The sequence below is a fragment of the Devosia sp. ZW T5_3 genome, from assembly GCF_044987315.1.
GTDB lineage: Bacteria > Pseudomonadota > Alphaproteobacteria > Rhizobiales > Devosiaceae > Devosia.
In genome coordinates this window covers 157,924-177,176 of the sequence record NZ_JBJDRE010000005.1, presented here as the reverse complement: position 1 = coordinate 177,176, position 19,253 = coordinate 157,924, and the positions used below count along the sequence as shown (strand labels likewise).

Here is a 19,253-nt window from a genome sequence, read left to right as displayed (position 1 = left end):
TGGTCCCGGCATCGTGTCACTTGTCAAACCGGATTAGCGGCCATGACCAAACTGATCTCGCAGCGGGCCATTGCCAGCCTGTTGTCGCTCCTGGGCCTGCTGGTGCTGGTCTTCTTCCTGTCCCGCCTCACGGGTGACCCGGCGGCCCTGTTCCTGCCGATCGACGCCACCGAAGAGATGAAGGCGCAGTTTCGCGCGCTGAACGGGCTCGACCTGCCGCTGTTCGAGCAATTCGGCCGCTATGTGTGGGATTTCCTGCATCTGGATTTCGGGCAATCGTTGCGGAAGGCGCGCCCCGCCATCGAAGTGGTGATGGAAGCCTATGCCTGGACGCTGCCGCTGGCGCTGATCACCATGACGCTGGTGGTGATTGCCTCCATCGTGCTGGGCGCGCTGGCCGCTTTCAATGTCGGCGGGTTTTTCGACCGGCTGGTATCCATCGTCTCGCTGGTCGCCGCCTCGGCGCCCGATTTCTGGATCGCCATCGTCGCCATCGTGATCTTTGCGATCAATCTGAGCTGGCTGCCCACGTCTGGGGTCGGCACGCCCTGGCACTGGATATTACCCATCGCGGTGCTGTTCATCCGCCCCTTCGGGCTGATCGTGCAGGTGGTGCGCGGCTCGATGCTGGGCGCCCTGTCGGCGCCCTATGTCAAGACGGCCCGCGCCAAAGGCGTGCGCAATTTGCCGATCATTTTCGTGCATACGCTGCGCAATGCCATGCTGCCGGTAATCACCGTGATCGGCGACCAGGCCGCCGCCATGCTCAATGGCGCGGTGATCGTCGAGACGATTTTCGGCTTTCCGGGCATCGGCAAGCTGATGATCGATTCCATCCTGCAGCGCGATTTCAATGTCGTGCTGGCCGCCATCATGGTCACCGCCATCGCCATTTTCCTCATGAACATCCTGATCGACCTTGCCTATGGCCTGCTCGATCCGCGCATCCGGCGTTGAGGCGCAAGACCATGTCCGATCTGACCACTGCCATTCCCCCTGCCCCCACCAAGAGCCGCGCCGCGCCGCTGCTGGCCATGTTGTGGCGCGACAAGCTGGCCTTCGTGTCGGCCATCGTGCTCATCATCATCGTGCTGTTCGCGCTGCTGGGTCCGGCTTTGCTGAGCGATCTGGCGACCAGCCAAAACCTGCGCGGCCGCAATAGCCCACCCTTCGATCTGGCGCGGGGCTGGGCCTTTGTGCTGGGTGGGGATTCGCTGGGGCGGCCCATGCTGGCCCGGCTGATCGTTGCCGCCCGCAGCACCATGCTGGTTGCCGCCGGCACGGTGCTCGCCGCCATGGTGGTGGGCGCGGTGCTGGGCCTGTTGGCCGGGTATCTGGGCAAGCATGTGTCGCAGGCGATCATGCGGCTGGCCGACGTGATCATGTCGTTTCCCTCGCTGCTGATCGCGGTGATCGTGCTCTATGTGCTGGGGCCCTCGATCCCCAATATGATCCTGGTGCTGGCGATTACCCGCATCCCGATCTATCTGCGCACCACGCGCGCCGAAGTGCTCGAAGTGCGCCAGCGCATGTTCGTGCAGGCGGCGGTGGTGATGGGCGCCTCCAATGGCCGCATCATCCTGCGCCATATCCTGCCGGTGGTGGCGCCGACGCTGGTGACGATCGCGACGCTGGATTTCGCCTTTGTCATGCTGGCCGAATCCTCGCTGTCGTTCCTCGGCATCGGTATCCAGCCGCCCGACATTACCTGGGGCCTGATGGTTGCCCAGGGCCGCCCCTATCTGACGACCGCCTGGTGGCTGGCCTTCTGGCCGGGGCTATTGATCGTCATCACCACGCTGTCGCTGAACCTGTTGTCCAACTGGATGCGCGTGGCGCTCGACCCGTCCCAGCGCTGGCGGCTGGAAGCCCGGAGCACCAAAGATGAGTAACGCCCTGCTTGAAGTGCGCAATCTATCGGTCGATTTCCACACTGCGCGCGGCACGGTGCATGCCGTGCGCGATGTCTCCTGGAGCATCAATCGCGGCGAGACGCTGGCCGTGCTGGGCGAAAGCGGGTCGGGTAAATCGGTGTCAGCCTCGGCGGTGATGAATATTCTCGATATTCCGCCCGCCCAGATCATTGCCGGGGAGATTTATTTCGAGGGCCAGAACCTGCTCGCCATGAGCAATGAGCAGCGCCGCGCCATCAATGGCAAGCGCATCGCCATGATCTTCCAGGACCCGCTGAGCCATCTCAACCCGGTCTATCCGGTGGGCTGGCAGATTGCCGAGATGATGACGGCGCATGGCCGTCCGATGAGCGAGGCGCGCGCCCGTACTCTCGACCTGCTGAACCGGGTGGGCATTCCCGAACCGCATAATGCGGTGGGCAAATATCCGCACCAATTCTCCGGCGGGCAGCGCCAGCGCCTGATGATCGCCATGGCGCTGGCGCTCAAGCCCGATATCCTGATTGCGGACGAACCGACCACAGCGCTCGACGTAACCATCCAGGCCGATGTGCTGGCTCTGCTCAAGGAATTGCAGGCCGAGACCGGCATGGGCCTGGTGCTGATCACCCATGATCTAGGCGTCGTCGCCGAGATCGCCGACCGCGTGGTGGTGATGAGCCAGGGGCAAATCGTCGAGCAGGGCTCGGTGCGCGATGTGTATCACGCGCCCCAGCATGCCTATACGCAAAAACTGATCGGATCGGCGCCGGGCAAGGGGCAGATCAAGACGCTGGAGCCCGGCCTGCCGCTGCTGCTCGAGGCGAAGGCCTTGTGCAAGACCTATGGCCGCTTCACCGCGCTCAAGGATGTGTCGCTGACCCTGGCACGCGGGCAGAGCCTGGCCGTTGTGGGGGAGAGCGGATCGGGCAAATCGACGCTGGCCCGCGCCATCCTGCGGCTCGAGACCGCCGATAGCGGGGCCGCATTCTGGAAGGGGCAGGACCTGCTGGCGATGAGTCCGGCAGCTTTGCTGGGGGTACGCCGGCAAATCCAGATGGTGTTCCAGGACCCGACCCAATCGCTCAATCCGCGCATGTCGGTGTATCAGCTGATTTCCGAAGGCTGGGACATTCACCGGCTGATGCCCGACCGCAACCAGCGGCAGGTGCGTGTCCGAGAACTGCTCGAACAGGTGGGGCTGAGCGCCGAACATGCCAGCCGCTATCCGCACCAATTTTCGGGCGGGCAGCGCCAGCGCATCGCCATTGCCAGGGCATTGGCGCTCGAACCCGAACTGATCATCTGCGACGAGGCCGTGTCGGCGCTCGACGTATCGATCCAGGCGCAGGTGATCGCGCTACTCGATGACCTGCGCGAGCGGCTGGGCATTTCGTTCCTGTTCATCGCCCATGACCTGGGCGTGGTGCGGGATTTTGCCGATACCGTCATCGTCATGAAGGCGGGCGAAATCGTCGAGCGGGGACCTACCGAGCAGATTTTCAGCGCGCCGAGCCATCCCTATACCCAGCGGCTGCTGGCGGCGGCGCTCGATCCGGACCCGGATGTGCAGGCGCAGCGCCGCCTGCTGGCCACGGCACCGGCATGACGCGTCTGGTTATCATTGCCGACGATCTGACGGGCGCGCTCGACGCCAGCGCGCCCTTCGCCATGCGGGGGTTGTCGACGGTGATCGCGTTGGATGCGGAGGGCTTGCCCGAGGCGCTGGCCAACGGGGCCGAGATTGTCGGCGTGTCCACCGATAGCCGGGAGATTGCACCGGAGGCGGCGCGGGCGGCTGTTGCCGATGTGGTGTCGCGCCTGCCGCCGGGAATGCCGGTTTTCAAGAAGATCGACTCCCGGCTCAAGGGCAATATTGCCGCCGAACTGGACGCCATTCCGCATGGCAGCAGCCTCGTTGTCCCGGCTATTCCGGCCTTCGGGCGCTGGGTGCGTAAGGGGCAGCTGGGCGGGTTCGGGCTGGATGAACCGATCGATGTGGCGGCGCGGCTGGGGACGCATGCGGGCAAGGCCAGCATTCCCGATGCGGCGAGCCAGGAGCAGATCGCTGCGGCGCTGCGGATGCAGGAGCATGACCTGCTGATCGGCGCGCGGGGGCTGGCGGAGGCGCTGGCCGAGCAATGGTCGGACAAGGTTGTGCCGGCGCCGCAGCTGGCGCCGGATGGGCCGGTCATCTGTGTGATCGGATCGACCGATCCGATCACTGTGGAGCAGGCCGAAGCCTTGCGCGAGCGCTATCCCCAGCTGGCCTATATCGCGGCGCCGAATGGCGTGGCAGCGGAGCTGGTTAGCGGGCGCCAGACACTACTGCAGGCAGTCGCGGGTGCGGAATCAGCGGCGCCGGCGGTGGTTGCGGCCAATCTGGCGCGGGTGCTGCAGGAGCTTAAGCCGGCAGCGGGAACGGCTTTGGTGCTGTCGGGGGGCGCCACCGCGCAGGCGATCCTTGCGGCGCTGGGGATCGGGCTGATCAGTCTGGTCGGCGAGGCGCTGCCGGGGCTGCCTATTGCCCGGGCTGGCGGTTTCACGATAATCACCAAATCGGGGGGTTTTGGGGACAAGGACACGCTGGTCCGCCTCCTCGCGTCCTCCGGCGGGCACGAATGGGAGTGACACAAACCGTGATGTCAGATGGTCTCAACGTCAGACGCAGCCTTTCTGACGCGGTCTTCGACCGGATCCTGCGGGCCATCAAATCGGGCGCCTATGGCGTGGATGAACGCCTGCCCACCGAGCATACGCTGGCGGCCGAATTCCAGGTGTCCCGCCCCGTGGTGCGCGACGCCCTGCAACGGCTGCGCGACCAGGGCCTGATCTATTCGCGGCGCGGCGCGGGCAGCTTCGTGCGCGACCATGGCCTGCGCGAACCGCTGGGCTTCGGGCAGATGGAGAACCTGTCCGACCTGCAGCATTGCTACGATTTTCGCCTGACCATGGAGCCGGAAGCCGCCGCCATGGCCGCGCATCGCCGCACCGATCGCTCGCTGCAGGACATCAAAGCGGCGCTCGATCTCCTGCGCGACGCCACCAATCGGCAGGCGCACCGGGCCGATGCCGATTTCATGTTTCACCTAGGGATCGCCAAGGCTTCGGCCAATCCCTATTTCGCCACCGCCATGCAGGCGCTTGAAGAGCATATCGCGGTGGGCATGCGGTTTCACGGCATGTCGCTGCGCAGCACCAGTGATGGGCTGAACCATGTGTTCATCGAACACACGGCGATCTTTGAAGCCATCCGGCTGGGGGACGCCGAGAGTGCCCGCCAGATGATGAAAACTCACCTGACCGGCTCGCGCGACCGCCTGTTCGAGCCGCGCCAGGGGCGGGTTTAGCTGGCGCCTGGATGGCGCCAGCCAGGGCTCAGGCGACCTTGCGATAGCGTTCGGCCGGGGTGCCGCTAATGCTGGGGAGCATGCCGTGGCGGGCGGCTTCATAGGTTTCCCAGAGCGACAGATCGCCCAGCGGCGGAATGGTGACGGCTTCCTTGCGGTCAAAGCCGACCAGGGCCGCATCAACCAGATCATCGACTTCCATGACATTGGGCAGGTTATCGACATCGACACCGGAGCGGTCCCAGATCGCGGTCCGGGTGGCCGCCGGCACGACGGCCTGGACATAGATGCCCTTGGGGCCGACTTCGGCGGCGAGGCCCTGCGAGAAGGCCAGGATATAGGCCTTGGTGGCCGGATAAATGCCGGAGAAGAATTCGGGCATCATCCCGGTCGCGGAACCGACATTGACGATGCTGCCCTGGCCACGCTCGATCATGCCGGCGACAGCGGCCGAGGCGAGCAGCGTCGGTGCGGTGATATTGAGCTGGATCAGCCAGTCGAGATCAGCGGACGTAGCAGTCGAGAAATTGCCCGGCAGGTTGTCGCCGGCATTGTTGATGAGCAGGTCGATCGGGGCGCCAGTGCGGAGGCGATCGGCGATTTTGGCCAATTGGGCGGCGTCGGTGAGATCGGCCGTCAGGATCTCGACTTTGACGCCATGGGCGCTGGTGAGTTCGGCTGCCAGCTGTTCGAGCTTGGACGTGGTGCGCGCCACGATGGTCAGGTCATAGCCGCGGGCGGCGAGGCGGCGGGCATAGGTGGCGCCGATGCCGGCCGAAGCGCCGGTGATGAGTGCGGTGGACATGTGAGTACCTGTTGTAAACTGGGTTGATCGATGCCACATAGATGACGATCATCATCCTGATTGTCAAGATGATGATCATCATCTAATTTTTCAGCGGAGTTTTGAACCATGGGGACCAGCCAGCAACAGAAGGCACAGAGCCGGAAGGCCATCGTGGATGCCGCCGCGCATTTGTTCCGCGAGCGGGGCGTGGACGGGGTGAGCGTGGCGCAGGTGATGGACGCCGCGGGGCTGACGCATGGCGGGTTTCCGCGCCATTTCGCCAGCAAGCAGGACTTGCTCAACGAGGCGCTGGCCGACGCGCTGGCCAATGACGGCGGCTTTGTGCCGGCCGGCGATATAATGGCCTTTGCCAGCCAATATCTGACCAAGCAGCATCGCGACAATCCGGGCGATGGCTGCATCTATGCGACGCTGGGCACCGAAATCGCGCGGGGGCCGGCCGAGACGCGCCATGTGCTCAGCGACATGATCCAGAAGCAGGTCGATGCCTTTGCCGCCGGCGGCAAGGCGGAAAGCACCAAGGCCATCGGCAGCTGGGCGGCGATGATCGGGGGACTGATCCTGGCGCGCGTCGCCGACAATGAGGCGCTGTCCGAAGAAATCCTGCAGGCGACGCGGGACTTCGTGGGCGTGTGAGCCGGGCGCGACAAATCGACACTTTGCGGCAAATCGCCGGCTCTCACGACGGGGATGCCAGCGCCGTAGTGGCTCCAATGCCCTGAAAACCTGACCCCCGGCGATCAAATTTGCCGGGGCGTGCAACCGAAAGGCCGGGTCCGCAACACGACGGAACTGTGGCCGGGCCGACGCGTTGCGTCCTTGTCAGCAATGCGAGGAGACGGCGGATGGCGCGAGGTGAAAACGCTAGGGGTGCTGCATTTTGGTGGGCGATGCTGGTCGCCACCATCATCCTGGTCTTTGGCTTGCCGATCGCGGCCGGCGGGGTCTGGCTGATCGCCTTGGGCGGGTCCTGGTATTATCTGCCCGCCGGGATTGGCCTGCTCGCGACAGCCATCTTGCTCTATCGGCGGAGCAGCGCGGCGATCTGGGTGTATCTGGCGACCTTTATCGGCACGCTGATCTGGGCGCTGTGGGAAGCCGGGTTCAATGGCTGGGCGCAGGTGCCCCGGCTGGTGGCGCCGAGTGTGGTGCTCATTCTGGTGCTGACCACTCTGCCCGCTTTGCGCAAGGGCGATTGGCCTTTACGCCGTAGCATGGCCGCGGCGGCGGTGACGATCGTTGCGGGCCTGGGCGTGGTTGGTATCAGCCAAAGTGGCGTCGGGCGGCTGATGGCGCAGGAGAATGCGCCGGTGATCGAAACGCCGCCGGCTGAGCCTGCACCGGCGCTGCCCGATATTGCCCCGCCGGCGGCAGCGACACCAACTTATGTTACGCTCGAGACCGGGGTGGATTGGCCCGCCTATGGCGGCACGCATAAGGCGACGCGCTATTCCCCGCTCGAGCAGATCACCCGCGAGAATGTAGACCAGCTCGAACAGATCTGGGAATTCCGCACCGGGGACCTGCCGACCGATGACGAGGCCTTTGGCAACCAGAATACGCCCGTCAAAGTCGGCGACCGGCTTTATCTGTGCTCGGCACTGAACAAGATCACGGCGCTCGACGCGGCGACGGGCACGCAGTTCTGGACCTATGATCCGGTCGTCTCGACCGATGCTATTGGCTACAATGCGTCGTGCCGGGGGCTGGTCTATTTCGAGGACCCGACCGCACCGGCGGACCAGTTGTGCGCGACGCGCGTGGTGAACCTCACCCATGACGCGCGCATGATCGCCCTCGATACCGAGACGGGCCAGCCCTGCCCTGATTTCGGCAATGGCGGCATCGTCAACCTGCTCGAAGGCATTGGCGATACGGCGCCCGGCTTTTACGCACCGACTTCGCCGCCGACACTGGTGCGCGATGTGCTGGTCGTGGGCAGCCAGGTCAGTGACGGGCAGACGCGCGAGGCCCCGTCGGGGGTGATCCGCGGCTATAGCGCGGTGACGGGCGAGCTGGAATGGGCCTGGGATATGGGCCGGCCGGGCGAAACCGGGGCGCCGCCCGAGGGCGAGGTCTATACGCCGGGCACGCCCAATGTGTGGACCATTGCCTCGGGCGATGACGAATTGGGCCTGGTCTATCTGCCGATGGGCAATTCGGCCGTCGACTATTGGGGTGGCGACCGCTCGGAGGCGGAAAACACCTATTCGACCGCCATCGTGGCGCTGGATGTCGAAACCGGCGAGGTGCGCTGGCATTACCAGACCGTGCACTACGATGTGTGGGACTATGATCTGGGCGGGCAAGGCACGCTGGTGGATTTCCCCACCCCTGACGGGCCGGTTCCGGCCATCATCATGCCCTCCAAGCAGGCGCAATTCTATATCCTCAACCGGGAAACCGGCGAGCCGCTGGTCACCATCGAGGAGCGTCCCGCGCCACAGGGCGGTGTCGAGCCGGAGCGGCTATCGCCGACCCAGCCCTATGTGACGGACTTCCCCAATCTGCTCAAACCCGAACTGACCGAGGCGGATATGTGGGGCGCGACGCCGCTCGACCAATTGTGGTGCCGCATCCAGTTCCACCAAGCGAGCTATGCGGGGGTCTATACGCCGCCCACGGTCGACCAGCCCTGGATCCAGTTCCCCGGCTATAATGGCGGCTCGGACTGGGGCGGGGTGGCGGTCGATCCGACCAAGGGTATCATGATCGCCAATTACAACAACATGCCCAATTACAACCAGCTGGTGCCGCGCGAAGAGGTGGACGCCTTGGGCGTGCTGCCGATCACCGATCCGAACTATGATCCGGATACCGGATCCGGCTCGCATGGCAGCCTCAGCCCGCAGGCGCTGACGCCCTATGGCATCAGGGTCAATGCCGGCTGGCGGGTGCCGTTCACGGGCCTTCTCTGCAAGGAACCGCCCTATGGCGGGATTGCGGCGATCGATCTCAATACGCGGCAAGTGCTGTGGGACCGTCCATTCGGCTCGGCCCGCAAGAATGGTCCCTTTGGAATTCCCTCCATGCTGCCGGTCGATATCGGCACGCCCAATAATGGCGGTGGGGTGATCACGGCCTCGGGGCTGTTCTTCATCGCGGCGGCAACCGACGATATCCTGCGCGCCATCGATATCGAGACCGGCGAAGAGGTGTGGCAGGTGGTGCTGCCGGCGGGCGGGCAGGCGACGCCGATGACCTATGAGGCCGGCGGCCGCCAGATCGTGGCGATCAATGCGGGCGGGCACGACTTCATGGAAACCCCGATCGGGGACTATTTCATCGCCTATGCGCTGCCCCAGCAGGTTGAATAAAGCCATGAGCATTCCCCGGCACCAGGCCGGGGAATGCCGATCCGGATTTCACGACCGAGAGGATGCTTGATGGTTGCCGGCGCGGCGTTTTCCTATTCGATGAGCTATTGCGGCAGCCCGCCCGTGCTCGACACGCTGTGGGCGCGCTGGAATTTGGACCCGGTTCTCATCGCTATGCTGGTGGGCTGCGCTTTGCTCGGCATGGCGCTGTTGCGGGGGGCGGACGACAAGCGACAAATTGCGTTTGCGCTGGCGTGGTTGGTAGCCGTCGTGCTGTTCGTCTCCCCGCTCTGCGCCCTGACGGTGGCGCTGTTTTCCGCCAGGATTGCCCATCATGGCTTGCTGATGATGGTGGTGGCGCCACTGCTGGTGCTGGCCATGCCGCGGGGGTGGAGAGCGCCGCTGGGTCTGTTGCCGGCGCTGGTGCCGTCCAGCATCATGCTGTGGCTCTGGCATGTGCCGGATTTTTACGCGGCCACGTTCCAGCATCCAGCGATCTATTGGGCAATGCAGGTGAGCCTGCTCGGCTCGGCCTGCTGGTTGTGGCTGGCTCTGTTGCGGGGGCCGGCGCTGCTGTCAGGCGGGGCGGCGCTGGTGTCCTCGATCCAGATGGGCCTCCTCGGGGCGCTGCTGGTGTTCGCGTCGCAGCCGCTTTATCTGCCGCACCTGGCGACCACTTCCACCTTCGGGTTGACGCCGCTGGAGGACCAGCAATTGGCCGGGCTGATCCTGTGGGTGCCGGCCAATGTGCCGCTGCTGATGCTGGCTTTGTGGCGATTACTGGAAAGCCTGGGCGGCAGGGCGGGCGTCACTCATGCTCGATGACTGGCTGAGCGTCGTGGTCAAAGCCATTCATATCGGGGCCATCGCCTTCTGGTCGGCGGGACTGATCGCCCTGCCCTTCATGTACCGGCAACGCGCCGGGCTCGAGGACCGCGCACTGTACCGGCTGCATGCCTTTACGCGCCGACTCTATGTGGGCGTGGTGTCGCCTGCCGCCTTCCTCGCCATCGGCTCGGGCACGGTGCTGATATTCCTGCAGGGCACCTACGAGGCCTGGTTTTCGGCCAAGCTGGCGCTGGTGGCGGTGCTGGCGGGCATCCACATTTTTTCGGGGCTGATGGTGCTCAAGCTGTTCGAGCCGGATGGGCGCTATCCGGCATGGCGCTTTGCCATGGTGGTGCCGGGGACGCTGCTGGTGATCAGCTCGATCCTGGTGCTGGTGCTCGGCAAGCCGGTGCTGACCATGCCGAGCGAGATGGCGGCGTTCTTTGCGCCCGGCGCGCTATCGAAAATGGCCGGCGGGCTTATTGGCGGGTGGATATGAGCAGGCCCACGCCATGATCGAACACCAGCTTGCCGCCATGCCAGCCGGCAAATCCGGTGGCCACGCTGGCCAATGCGGACAGCACCAGGCCATTGGGCAGGATCTGCTCGGGCCAATAGAGGCGCAGCCCGGCATTGGCACCGGCCACGGCCAGCAGCACCATGGCGGCCACGGCATGGTTCCAGCTGGCGACGCGCACCCTGATGCCCGGCACGGCCAGCAATTCCAGCGTGCCTACAATGGCGGCCAGCACGCCGAAAATGAAGGCGGCGCTGGCCGACCAGAGGCCGACATCGACCCAGAACGGATCGCCGGTCCACCAATAGATCAGGTCGATCCCCAGGGTGCAGATGACCAGGGCAATGGGGAAATGCACCAGCATGGCGTGAATGGGATGGCCGGCAACAGCGATGGCCGAGCCGATATCCTTTTCGGCCACGGCGCGAATGGCGGGATTGGGATGGTCGGCGCGCGCTTCGGGCGGGTTCTCCCCGGCCGCCGTTTCGCTGATCTCCTCGTCGGTTTCCTGCGCCATCTAAAAGCCTCCGGGCCGAAACTGGTCCTGCTTGGGCCAACGTGTGTGACCCTGTCCGGTTGCAGCGGCGCCTTGTCGGCGCTCGATCCGGCCGGGCCGCGGGCGCAGAATCTGGCGACGCTATGGTGGATCATGCTGGCGGGTTCGGCCGCACTGTTCGTGCTGGTGATGGGCCTGTTGGCCCTCTCCTACGTCAGGCCGCAATGGCTCTCCCGGCTGAGTGCTGCGCAGTGGATTGTCGGCGGGGGCCTCGTCCTGCCGCTGCCCATTCTGATCCTGCTGACCGGCACGGCCCTGGTGCTGGGGGAGCAATTGCTGCCCAGGGGCGCGGCGCCAATCTCGGTGGAAGCGCATGCCGAACGCTGGGCCTGGCGGTTTGGCTATCCCGGCAGTGATTTGGCGGATGACGGCACGCTGCATATTCCGGCGGGGGAGCCCGTCGATGTCATGGTGACCGCGGCCGACGTCATCCACTCCTTCTGGGTGCCGCGGCTGGGCGGCAAGATCGATGCGATCCCCGGGCGGCGCAATGTCATCCGGCTGGAAGCGGACGCGCCCGGCATCTATTGGGGCATTTGCGCGGAATATTGCGGGCCGGGCCACGACACCATGATGTTCCGGGTGGAGGCGCATCCGATGGCGGAGTATCTGCGGCTGCGCGGGGGGACCTCATGAGCGCGCCGCTATCGCCCATTGCCCTCCACAAGCAGTTGTCGCGGATCTGGGGAACGCCACCGGGCTGGGGGCGGCTGTCGAGCGTCAACCACACCATTCTGGGCAAGCGCTTCATGCTGGTGGCGCTGTTGTTCTTCGCCGTTGGCGGGCTATTGGCCATGCTGATCCGGGCGCAGCTGGCGACGCCGCATAGCGCCTTTATCGGGCCTGACATCTACAACCAGCTGTTCACCATGCATGGCACGGTGATGATGTTCCTGTTTGCCATTCCCATGTTCGAGGGGCTGGCCATTTATCTGTTGCCCAAGATATTGGGCGCCCGCGACATGGCGTTTCCGCGCCTCACTGCCTATGGCTTCTGGTGCTACGTCATGGGGGGCAGCATTCTGATTGTCGCCATGCTGGCGGGGGTGGCGCCCAATGGCGGCTGGTTCATGTATACCCCGCTGTCCTCGCGGCCCTTTACGCCGGGCATCAATGCCGATGTGTGGCTCCTGGGCATTACGTTCGTTGAAATCTCGGCCGTGACTGCCGCCATCGAGATCGTGGTGTCCATTCTCAAGATGCGGGCGCCGGGCATGGCGCTGGCGCGCATGCCGCTGTTCGGCTGGTACATGCTGATCACGGCGGGCATGATGGTGGTGGGGTTTCCGCCGCTGATCCTGGGCTCGATCCTGCTCGAGCTGGAACGGGCGTTCGGGCTGCCGTTTTTCGATCCGGAGCGGGGCGGGGATCCGCTGCTGTGGCAGCACCTGTTCTGGCTGTTCGGGCACCCGGAAGTCTACATCATCTTCCTGCCGGCGGCTGGGGTGCTGTCCACCATCATTCCGGTGTTCGCGCAGCGGGCCATATTGGGCTATCGGGCGCTGATCGCGGCCATTGTCGCCATGGCCTTCCTGTCCTTCGGGCTGTGGGTGCACCACATGTTCACCGTGGGCATTCCGCATCTGGCGCTGGCGTTTTTCTCGGCGGCGAGTGCCCTGGTGGCCGTGCCCACCGCCATCCAGATCTTTGCCTGGATCGGCACCCTGGCCAGCGGACGGCCGCGCTGGGACGTGCCCATGCTCTATGTCGCGGGGTTTTTCGCGGTTTTCGTCATGGGCGGGTTGACCGGGGTGATGCTGGCCATGGTGCCCTTCAACACCCAGGCCCATGACAGCTATTTCGTCGTGGCCCATCTACATTATGTGCTGGTGGGGGGCTTTGTGTTTCCCATGCTGGCGGCGCTTTATTACTGGCTGCCCCATATTACCGGAAGGCAGAGCCTTTATCGGCTCTCGGTGCCGGCCTTCTGGCTGATCCTGATCGGGTTCAATGCCACATTCTTTTTCATGCATGTGACGGGGCTGATGGGCATGCCGCGACGCATCTCGACCTATCCGTCCAATTGGGGCTGGGACTGGCTCAATCTGCTGTCCTCGGTCGGAAGCTTTATCCTGGCCATGGGATTTGCCCTGGTCTTGGCGGACCTCGTGCTGCAGCTGCGGTTCGGCAAGCCGTTCCGGCGCGATCCATGGCAGGCAGCAACGCTCGAATGGGCCATGCCCACCCCGCCGCCGCATTACGCCTTTGCCGCGCTGCCGCGGATCGAACGCCGGGCCGACCAGTTGCTTCCCGCCGAGATCGGGCCGGTGCTGGCGGGCGGCAATGGCTATCTGGGCTTTGCGCGTGACGGGCAGATGGAAACACTGGGCGTGGACATGGTCAGCGGTGAGGTCGAGCATGTCATCGTGCTGCCGCACCCGACCTTTCTGCCGCTGTGGACGGCTCTGGCGACGGCAGCGTTTTTCCTGGCCCTGCTGTTCGGGCAATATTGGCTGGCGCCGCTGGCTGCCGTGGTCGTGGTGGCATTGTTCCTGTGCTGGCCAAGCCGGCTGGGCCGCAGGCAAGACCTGGGGTGGGTCGATATCGGACGGGGGGAAACCGTGCCCTATGATGGCGAGGCCAGCGGCAATATCTGCGTACTCGCCAACCGGACGGCGCTGGTCACCAATGCAACGCTGTTTGCGTCGCTGCTGTTCGGCGGCCTGTTCCTGGCGGTGGTGGCGCCCAATTGGAGCGCCATGCCCGGCGCAGGCTTATCGGTCACCAGCGCTGTGCTGGCCGGTGCCGGGACGGTTGCCGGCGGGACTGCCGGCTATCTGGCGCGGCGGGCCAATCGCGCGGGCCGTTCGCCGGTCGCCTGGCTGGCCGCCGCTATTGTCACCCAGCTTTTCGCGGCAGTGGTGCTGGCAACGATGATGGGCGGCATGGGCGATCCGCGCCAGCATGCGCGGCTGGCGGTGATCTTCGTCACCATGGGATATTGTGCGCTGCATTGCGCCATCGGCGCGCTGATGGCGGGGCAGGCCATCTGGCGCTGGCGCCAGGGCTATGTCTCGGCCCGCCGGGCCACCGACCCGGAACTCGCCATGCTGTGGAACCTCTATGCAGCGGCGGCCATCGTGCCGGGCCTGTTGCTGACCTTGGTGCTGGGGGCGATGCAATGAGCGGGCAAAGCCGCCGCGCGCTGTTGCTGCTGGTTGCCGGCTTTTCGCTGTGGGCACTGGCCTTTGTCGTGCTCTACGCGCTGCAGGCGCTGGGCTGCGCCTATAGTTGGCCGCAGCATCGCCTGATCATGATCTCAGCTTATCTGCTGGCAATATTGGCCATGGCCTGGTTGGCCTGGGCCACGCCGCATTGGGCAGGCGACAAGGGCGTTTTGCCGATTGCCGCAAAATGGGCCAACCGGGCAGCGCTGGCCGCAACAATACTGATTTTGCTGCCGGTTAGCTTCGCTTCCGCCTGCATTTGAAGCGGCCTGATATGGCCCCCGTGTCGGTCAGTCACAAATTCATATTGTAGTACTATTGGGAAATGTGGTTATTCTGGTGGGGAGGGTCTGGGAGGAGCCTCCATGCATCGGAATACTGTGCGAAGTGACGGCCGCGTGCCGCTCGCTGCCGCAGATGCATAGCTACATTACGTGCCAATAGGGGGAGTGTTGTGGCGTTACTGGAAATCAACAAGGTGACCAAGGAGTTCGGGGCGATCCGGGCCCTGTCCAATGTCAGTTTCTCGATTGAGCCGGGCGAGGTGGTCGGGCTGATGGGGGATAATGGCGCCGGCAAATCGACCCTGGTCAAGATCATCTCCGGCATCTACCAGCCCACCTCGGGCTCGCTGGCCTTTGAAGGCACGAGCGCCCATATCGGCAGCCCCGGGGAGGCCCGCAAGCTGGGGATCGAAACGGTCTACCAAGACCTGGCGCTGGCCGACAATCTGACAGCGGCACAGAATATCTTCCTTGGCCGCGAGCTCAAATACCATGTCGGCCCGTTCCGCTTCCTGCGCCACAATGCGATGAACCAGCGGGCGGCAGAATTGTTTGCCGAACTCAAATCGGAAACCCGCGCCGACGATTATGTGCGCCAGATGTCGGGCGGCCAGCGGCAGGCGGTGGCCATTGCCCGCACCAGACTGGCCGACGCCAAGGTCATCCTGATGGACGAGCCCACGGCGGCCATCTCGGTGCGCCAGGTGGCCGAAGTACTCAACCTGATCCACCGGCTCAAGGATGCCGGCATTGCAGTGATTCTGATTTCCCACCGCATGCCCGACGTGTTCGCCGTCTGCGAGCGGGTGATCGTCATGCGGCGCGGCACCAAGGTGGCCGACAAGCCGATCGGTCAGACATCGCCCGAAGAAGTGACCGCGCTGATTACCGGCGCCAAGGAAGCTGCATGATGGCCAATATCGATACGCAGGGCTTTTCCAATGTTCGCCGCACGCGTTTCTGGCAGAAGGGGTTTCTGGCCAGCCAATCGGCCTATGTGCTGGGCGCGCTGGTCGTCATCATCGTGGTGATGAGCCTGCTCTCGCCCAATTTCCTGACGGCCGGCAATATTTCCAATATCACGCGCAATTTCTCCTTCATCGCCATCGCCACTTTGGGCATCACGCTGGTCATCATCACCGGGGGGATCGATCTTTCGGTCGGCTCCACCATGGCGCTGTCGGCCACGGTCACCTCACTCATCATGGGGGCGCTGGCGGGGGCGTCCTTTGCCCTCTTTCCCGGTGGCGCGCTGATCCTGGCGCTGTTGGGCGGGCTGGGCGTTGCCGCGCTGATCGGGCTATTGAACGGCTTTGCCATCGCCAAGCTGAAGCTGAGCGCCTTCGTGACGACGCTGGGCACGCTCTCGATCGTGCGGGGGCTGACCTATGTGGCCACCTATGGCCGCGGCACGTTTCCAGCGGGGCCGGACAAGGACCTGTTCCTGCTGGTCACGGCCGGCAAGCTGTTCAACGTGGTGCCGATCGCCTTCGTCTATCTCATCATCTGCGCCATCGCCATGTGGCTGGCGCTCACCCATACCGCCTGGGGACGGCATGTCTTTGCCATCGGCAGCAATGAAAGCGCCGGCCGGCTGACCGGCGTCAATGTCGATCGCGTCAAGATCCAGGTCTATATGCTGTGCGGGCTGGCGGCGGGCTTTAACGGCATCATCATTTCGGGCTGGCTCGGCTCGGCGCCGGCAAACCTGGCCACCGCGTATGAGCTGACCATCATCGCCGCCGCCGTGATCGGGGGCGCCAATTTGGCTGGCGGCGTCGGGGGCGCGGCCGGGGCCATTATCGGCTGCGTGCTGATCGAGGTGATCCGCAACGGCCTGGTGCTGGCGCGCGTCGATCCATATTGGCAGCAGACATTGGTGGGCTGCATCATCGTGGCGGCCGTGCTGGTGGATCGCCTCCGTTCCATGCGGAACGGCTGAAATCGCCGTCGCGTGGCGAGGAGGTCGCGCGGCGGTGTAGGGAGGCCGGCAGAATTCTCTGCTGGCGAAAAGTGACCGGATATCCGGTTTTTGGGAGGACAAAAATGAACAAGTCTATTCTCGTGCTCGGCACGATCGCGTCGCTGCTGCTGGGCGGCACCGCCTTTGCCCAGGACAGCCTGGTTTTCGCGGTGGTTCCCAAGGCGATGAACAACCCGTTCTTCGATCTGGCCCGCGATGGTTGCGAAGCCCGCGCCAAGGAATTGGGCAATGTGACCTGCACCTATATCGGGCCGGTGGAACACGAAGCCGCCACCCAGGCGCAGATCATCGAAGACCTGATCACCCAGGGCGTCGATGGCCTGGCCATCTCGGTGTCGGACATTGCGGCGGCCACCACCGTCATCAACCGCGCCGTGGAAGCGGGCATTCCGGTCATCACCTTTGACAGCGATGCGCCCGATAGCCAGCGCTCGGCCTATGTGGGCACCGACAACAAGCAGTTCGGCACCGCGCTGGGCGAATTGCTGCTGCAGGTCAAGCCGGATGGCGGCACCTATGGCATGATTTCGGGGGGTGCCGCGGCGCCCAACCTGGCGCTGCGCGTCGATGGCGTGCGTGAAGCCCTGGCCGGTTCGGCCTGGACCGAAGTGCCGGGTTCGCCCACCTTCTCCAATGACGACATTGCCCTGGCGGTGCAGCAGATGGGCGATCTCAAGACCGCCAATCCCGATATCGACGCCATCGTGCCAGTTGGCGGCTGGCCGATGTTCGCCCCCGACGGCTGGAAGAACTTCGTGGATGGCTTCAAGGCCGATGTCGACAGCAAGGCGCTGGCCCTGGTCGTCGCCGACACCCTGCCCCAGCAACTCCAGCTCTTGAGCGAAGGCTATGCGCATGGCCTGGTCGGCCAGCGCCCCTATGAAATGGGCCAGGTCGCCATGGACACGCTGCTGGCGCTGACCAAGGGCGAGACGGTGGAAGACATCATCTATACGGGCGTTGATGTCGTCACCGCCGAGAACGTGGCCGACTTCCTGAAATAGGCGCGTCACGCTCAAATGCGGGCCGCCAGAACCCAGTTCGGCGGCCCGCATGCTGCTTGCACTATCGCCCGACGCCGTCAGCGGCGCGGAGCGGGCCGGCGGGCAAACACCTCCTTGGCGGCGAAAAGCCCGTTGAGCGCGGCCGGGAAGCCGGCATACACGGCCATCTGCATGATGATCTCGGTGATTTCATCATGCGTCAGGCCGACATTGAGGCCCGCCTCGATATGCACTTTCAATTGCGGGGCGGCATTGCCCATGGCCGTCAGCGCGGCAATGGTGGCGATTTCGCGCGCCCGCAGATCAAGCCCGGGACGGCTATAGATATCGCCGAAGGGAAATTCGAGCACATAGCTGGCAAAGTCGGGCGCGATGTCTGCCAGGGACGCCAGGACCTTCTCCCCGGCTTCGCCATCGATCTCAGCGAGCGCGCGCCGTCCGCGTTCCAGCCGGCTTTCGCCGACGCTGTGGTGGTGTTGCGTCATAGTCCTTCATCCTCTGTTCCAGGCCGGCATATCCGGCAATCTTGGTGTCGAGGGCGAGAAGCGAGGCCTGGAGTTCGGCCAGATGGGTGCGGACACGCTCACGGTGCTGTTCCAGCAATTCGCGGCGCTCCGCCTCTGTACTGACGCCGCGTTCCCGCAAGGCTGCATAGCGCAACATCTCCCGGATCGGCATCCCGGTCGTGCGCAGACGGCCAAGAAATTCAATCCAGATCAGGATTGATGCGTCGTAGTCCCGTTGGCTCGATTGGTCCCGGTCGGCATAGGGCAGCAGCCCGATCCGCTCATAATAGCGGATGGTATGGGCCGACAACCCCGAACGCCTGGCCAGTTCCCCGATCTTCATGAGCATCCCGTTCTCGTCACGACGCAAAGACAGATACGAGTTAGAGCGCACTCTAAATCAAGGGCATTTTGGGTCACGGGGGCAGCGCGCCACGAGCCATATGGCGAGGTTGTTTGCAGAACGCCGGCGTGCGGGCCGCTGATTCTTTTGCGGCGCTGGACGGCGGCAGCGAGCACTGACCCGTGCTATCGCCCACCTGCCGGCGAGGTTGACGTGATCAATTTGAGCCTTGCTAGTTCTGATACGTGGCATCAGCCGGGGTGCAGATCAAAGCGGCGGGCGCAATCGCCGTCAGCTTTTGCCTACTACGCCCCAAATCCCGAACCTCCGCTGCCACCATCACACGGCCCTGCAGACTTCATACCTTCGGCCTCTGCCTTTGGAGGGCAGCGCTCTATCCAGCTGAGCTACGGGTGCATCCGTGCGGCGGGGCGGACCCCGGCTGAACGGGGTGCAAACTAGCTAAAGAGTGGGAGCCGCGCAACGGGGGGGAGCAAGAAATCCAGTATCGTGCGGCACTAGCAGGTTTTAGTGGGACGTGGCCGCCCATCAATCGACGTCTCGCTCGGGATTGGCGCCTGGCGCCACTTCACCTTGCCCGTTCGAGGCGGTGTTCAGTTTGAGAACGTCTCCATAGCCAAGATCCCATGGTCCTTGGCTGGATTGTCCAGGTAAATCGGTTGCAGTTGCAGCCGTT

At 64.4% G+C, this 19,253-nt stretch carries 19 protein-coding genes; 15 read left to right on the top strand and 4 right to left on the bottom strand.

The annotated features are described in order from the left end of the window. Positions 1-42: 42 nt before the first annotated feature. From ACI3KW_RS08355 to ACI3KW_RS08335, 5 genes are read left to right on the top strand one after another with little or no spacing between them, the layout of a single operon-like run. Positions 43-957 carry an ABC transporter permease gene (locus tag ACI3KW_RS08355; protein WP_113122165.1) on the top strand — a complete coding sequence of 305 codons (915 nt, stop codon included), beginning with the start codon at positions 43-45 and terminating at the stop codon, positions 955-957. 11 nt (positions 958-968) lie between these two features. After that, positions 969-1,892, top strand: a complete 924-nt coding sequence (locus tag ACI3KW_RS08350) for an ABC transporter permease (protein WP_404847683.1) — start codon at positions 969-971, stop codon at positions 1,890-1,892. Then, positions 1,885-3,501, top strand: coding sequence for an ABC transporter ATP-binding protein (locus tag ACI3KW_RS08345; protein ID WP_404847682.1), 1,617 nt, complete (start codon positions 1,885-1,887; stop codon positions 3,499-3,501). Before ACI3KW_RS08350 ends, ACI3KW_RS08345 begins: the two co-directional genes overlap by 8 nt. Next, positions 3,498-4,523, top strand: coding sequence for a four-carbon acid sugar kinase family protein (locus ACI3KW_RS08340; protein ID WP_404847681.1), 1,026 nt, complete (start codon positions 3,498-3,500; stop codon positions 4,521-4,523). The genes ACI3KW_RS08345 and ACI3KW_RS08340 overlap by 4 nt, the downstream gene beginning before the upstream one ends. An 11-nt stretch (positions 4,524-4,534) precedes the next feature. Continuing rightward, positions 4,535-5,242, top strand: a complete 708-nt coding sequence (locus tag ACI3KW_RS08335) for a FadR/GntR family transcriptional regulator (protein WP_113122168.1) — start codon at positions 4,535-4,537, stop codon at positions 5,240-5,242. A gap of 28 nt (positions 5,243-5,270) precedes the next feature. Here the strand turns inward: ACI3KW_RS08335 and ACI3KW_RS08330 are convergent, their stop codons facing one another. Next, the gene (locus tag ACI3KW_RS08330) at positions 5,271-6,047 is read right to left on the bottom strand and encodes an SDR family NAD(P)-dependent oxidoreductase (protein ID WP_404847680.1); all 777 of its coding nucleotides are present in this window, start codon (positions 6,045-6,047) and stop codon (positions 5,271-5,273) included. Between the two features lie 108 nt (positions 6,048-6,155). Between ACI3KW_RS08330 and ACI3KW_RS08325 the strand changes: the two genes are divergently transcribed. The 4 genes from ACI3KW_RS08325 (at position 6,156) to ACI3KW_RS08310 (ending at position 10,694) form a co-directional block, all read left to right on the top strand. Beyond that, on the top strand, positions 6,156-6,686 hold the full coding sequence (locus ACI3KW_RS08325) for a TetR/AcrR family transcriptional regulator (RefSeq protein WP_262170339.1): 531 nt from the start codon (positions 6,156-6,158) through the stop codon (positions 6,684-6,686). Positions 6,687-6,895: 209 nt separating this feature from the next. Next, positions 6,896-9,367 carry a membrane-bound PQQ-dependent dehydrogenase, glucose/quinate/shikimate family gene (locus ACI3KW_RS08320; RefSeq protein WP_404847679.1) on the top strand — a complete coding sequence of 824 codons (2,472 nt, stop codon included), beginning with the start codon at positions 6,896-6,898 and terminating at the stop codon, positions 9,365-9,367. Between the two features lie 69 nt (positions 9,368-9,436). After that, positions 9,437-10,192, top strand: coding sequence for a cytochrome c oxidase assembly protein (locus ACI3KW_RS08315; protein ID WP_404847678.1), 756 nt, complete (start codon positions 9,437-9,439; stop codon positions 10,190-10,192). Continuing rightward, complete coding sequence (locus tag ACI3KW_RS08310) at positions 10,182-10,694, top strand: CopD family protein (RefSeq protein ID WP_404847677.1); 513 nt, start codon at positions 10,182-10,184, stop codon at positions 10,692-10,694. Before ACI3KW_RS08315 ends, ACI3KW_RS08310 begins: the two co-directional genes overlap by 11 nt. Here ACI3KW_RS08310 and ACI3KW_RS08305 read toward each other — a convergent pair. Continuing rightward, the gene (locus ACI3KW_RS08305; protein ID WP_404847676.1) at positions 10,675-11,229 is read right to left on the bottom strand and encodes a DUF2231 domain-containing protein; all 555 of its coding nucleotides are present in this window, start codon (positions 11,227-11,229) and stop codon (positions 10,675-10,677) included. The two genes, ACI3KW_RS08310 and ACI3KW_RS08305, sit on opposite strands and share 20 nt — an antisense overlap. Positions 11,230-11,274: 45 nt before the next feature. On the opposite strand from ACI3KW_RS08305, the gene coxB reads away from it, so the two are divergent. The 6 genes from coxB (at position 11,275) to ACI3KW_RS08275 (ending at position 17,707) form a co-directional block, all read left to right on the top strand. Beyond that, the gene (coxB, locus tag ACI3KW_RS08300) at positions 11,275-11,904 is read left to right on the top strand and encodes a cytochrome c oxidase subunit II (RefSeq protein ID WP_404847675.1); all 630 of its coding nucleotides are present in this window, start codon (positions 11,275-11,277) and stop codon (positions 11,902-11,904) included. Continuing rightward, on the top strand, positions 11,901-14,393 hold the full coding sequence (ctaD, locus tag ACI3KW_RS08295; protein ID WP_404847674.1) for a cytochrome c oxidase subunit I: 2,493 nt from the start codon (positions 11,901-11,903) through the stop codon (positions 14,391-14,393). The genes coxB and ctaD overlap by 4 nt, the downstream gene beginning before the upstream one ends. Continuing rightward, positions 14,390-14,698, top strand: a complete 309-nt coding sequence (locus ACI3KW_RS08290; RefSeq protein WP_404847673.1) for a hypothetical protein — start codon at positions 14,390-14,392, stop codon at positions 14,696-14,698. The genes ctaD and ACI3KW_RS08290 overlap by 4 nt, the downstream gene beginning before the upstream one ends. A gap of 191 nt (positions 14,699-14,889) precedes the next feature. After that, on the top strand, positions 14,890-15,630 hold the full coding sequence (locus ACI3KW_RS08285; protein ID WP_404847672.1) for an ATP-binding cassette domain-containing protein: 741 nt from the start codon (positions 14,890-14,892) through the stop codon (positions 15,628-15,630). Further along, complete coding sequence (locus ACI3KW_RS08280; protein ID WP_113122178.1) at positions 15,627-16,661, top strand: ABC transporter permease; 1,035 nt, start codon at positions 15,627-15,629, stop codon at positions 16,659-16,661. The genes ACI3KW_RS08285 and ACI3KW_RS08280 overlap by 4 nt, the downstream gene beginning before the upstream one ends. A gap of 104 nt (positions 16,662-16,765) precedes the next feature. Beyond that, positions 16,766-17,707, top strand: a complete 942-nt coding sequence (locus ACI3KW_RS08275) for a sugar-binding protein (RefSeq protein WP_113122179.1) — start codon at positions 16,766-16,768, stop codon at positions 17,705-17,707. A gap of 77 nt (positions 17,708-17,784) precedes the next feature. Here ACI3KW_RS08275 and ACI3KW_RS08270 read toward each other — a convergent pair whose 3' ends face one another. Next, positions 17,785-18,192, bottom strand: coding sequence for a carboxymuconolactone decarboxylase family protein (locus tag ACI3KW_RS08270; RefSeq protein WP_404847671.1), 408 nt, complete (start codon positions 18,190-18,192; stop codon positions 17,785-17,787). After that, positions 18,128-18,556, bottom strand: a complete 429-nt coding sequence (locus ACI3KW_RS08265; RefSeq protein WP_404847778.1) for a MerR family transcriptional regulator — start codon at positions 18,554-18,556, stop codon at positions 18,128-18,130. Before ACI3KW_RS08265 ends, ACI3KW_RS08270 begins: the two co-directional genes overlap by 65 nt. Between the last annotated feature and the right edge of the window lie 697 nt (positions 18,557-19,253).

Excerpts from the sequence above, each read along its gene's own strand:
- ACI3KW_RS08355 (WP_113122165.1), top strand. The coding sequence starts at position 43 with ATGACCAAACTGATCTCGCAGCGGGCCATTGCCAGCCTGTTGTCGCTC.
- ACI3KW_RS08350 (WP_404847683.1), top strand. The coding sequence starts at position 969 with ATGTCCGATCTGACCACTGCCATTCCCCCTGCCCCCACCAAGAGCCGC.
- ACI3KW_RS08345 (WP_404847682.1), top strand. The coding sequence starts at position 1,885 with ATGAGTAACGCCCTGCTTGAAGTGCGCAATCTATCGGTCGATTTCCAC.
- ACI3KW_RS08340 (WP_404847681.1), top strand. The coding sequence starts at position 3,498 with ATGACGCGTCTGGTTATCATTGCCGACGATCTGACGGGCGCGCTCGAC.
- ACI3KW_RS08335 (WP_113122168.1), top strand. The coding sequence starts at position 4,535 with ATGTCAGATGGTCTCAACGTCAGACGCAGCCTTTCTGACGCGGTCTTC.
- ACI3KW_RS08330 (WP_404847680.1), bottom strand. The coding sequence starts at position 6,047 with ATGTCCACCGCACTCATCACCGGCGCTTCGGCCGGCATCGGCGCCACC.
- ACI3KW_RS08325 (WP_262170339.1), top strand. The coding sequence starts at position 6,156 with ATGGGGACCAGCCAGCAACAGAAGGCACAGAGCCGGAAGGCCATCGTG.
- ACI3KW_RS08320 (WP_404847679.1), top strand. The coding sequence starts at position 6,896 with ATGGCGCGAGGTGAAAACGCTAGGGGTGCTGCATTTTGGTGGGCGATG.
- ACI3KW_RS08315 (WP_404847678.1), top strand. The coding sequence starts at position 9,437 with ATGGTTGCCGGCGCGGCGTTTTCCTATTCGATGAGCTATTGCGGCAGC.
- ACI3KW_RS08310 (WP_404847677.1), top strand. The coding sequence starts at position 10,182 with ATGCTCGATGACTGGCTGAGCGTCGTGGTCAAAGCCATTCATATCGGG.
- ACI3KW_RS08305 (WP_404847676.1), bottom strand. The coding sequence starts at position 11,229 with ATGGCGCAGGAAACCGACGAGGAGATCAGCGAAACGGCGGCCGGGGAG.
- ctaD (WP_404847674.1), top strand. The coding sequence starts at position 11,901 with ATGAGCGCGCCGCTATCGCCCATTGCCCTCCACAAGCAGTTGTCGCGG.
- ACI3KW_RS08290 (WP_404847673.1), top strand. The coding sequence starts at position 14,390 with ATGAGCGGGCAAAGCCGCCGCGCGCTGTTGCTGCTGGTTGCCGGCTTT.
- ACI3KW_RS08280 (WP_113122178.1), top strand. The coding sequence starts at position 15,627 with ATGATGGCCAATATCGATACGCAGGGCTTTTCCAATGTTCGCCGCACG.
- ACI3KW_RS08275 (WP_113122179.1), top strand. The coding sequence starts at position 16,766 with ATGAACAAGTCTATTCTCGTGCTCGGCACGATCGCGTCGCTGCTGCTG.
- ACI3KW_RS08270 (WP_404847671.1), bottom strand. The coding sequence starts at position 18,192 with ATGACGCAACACCACCACAGCGTCGGCGAAAGCCGGCTGGAACGCGGA.
- ACI3KW_RS08265 (WP_404847778.1), bottom strand. The coding sequence starts at position 18,556 with ATGAAGATCGGGGAACTGGCCAGGCGTTCGGGGTTGTCGGCCCATACC.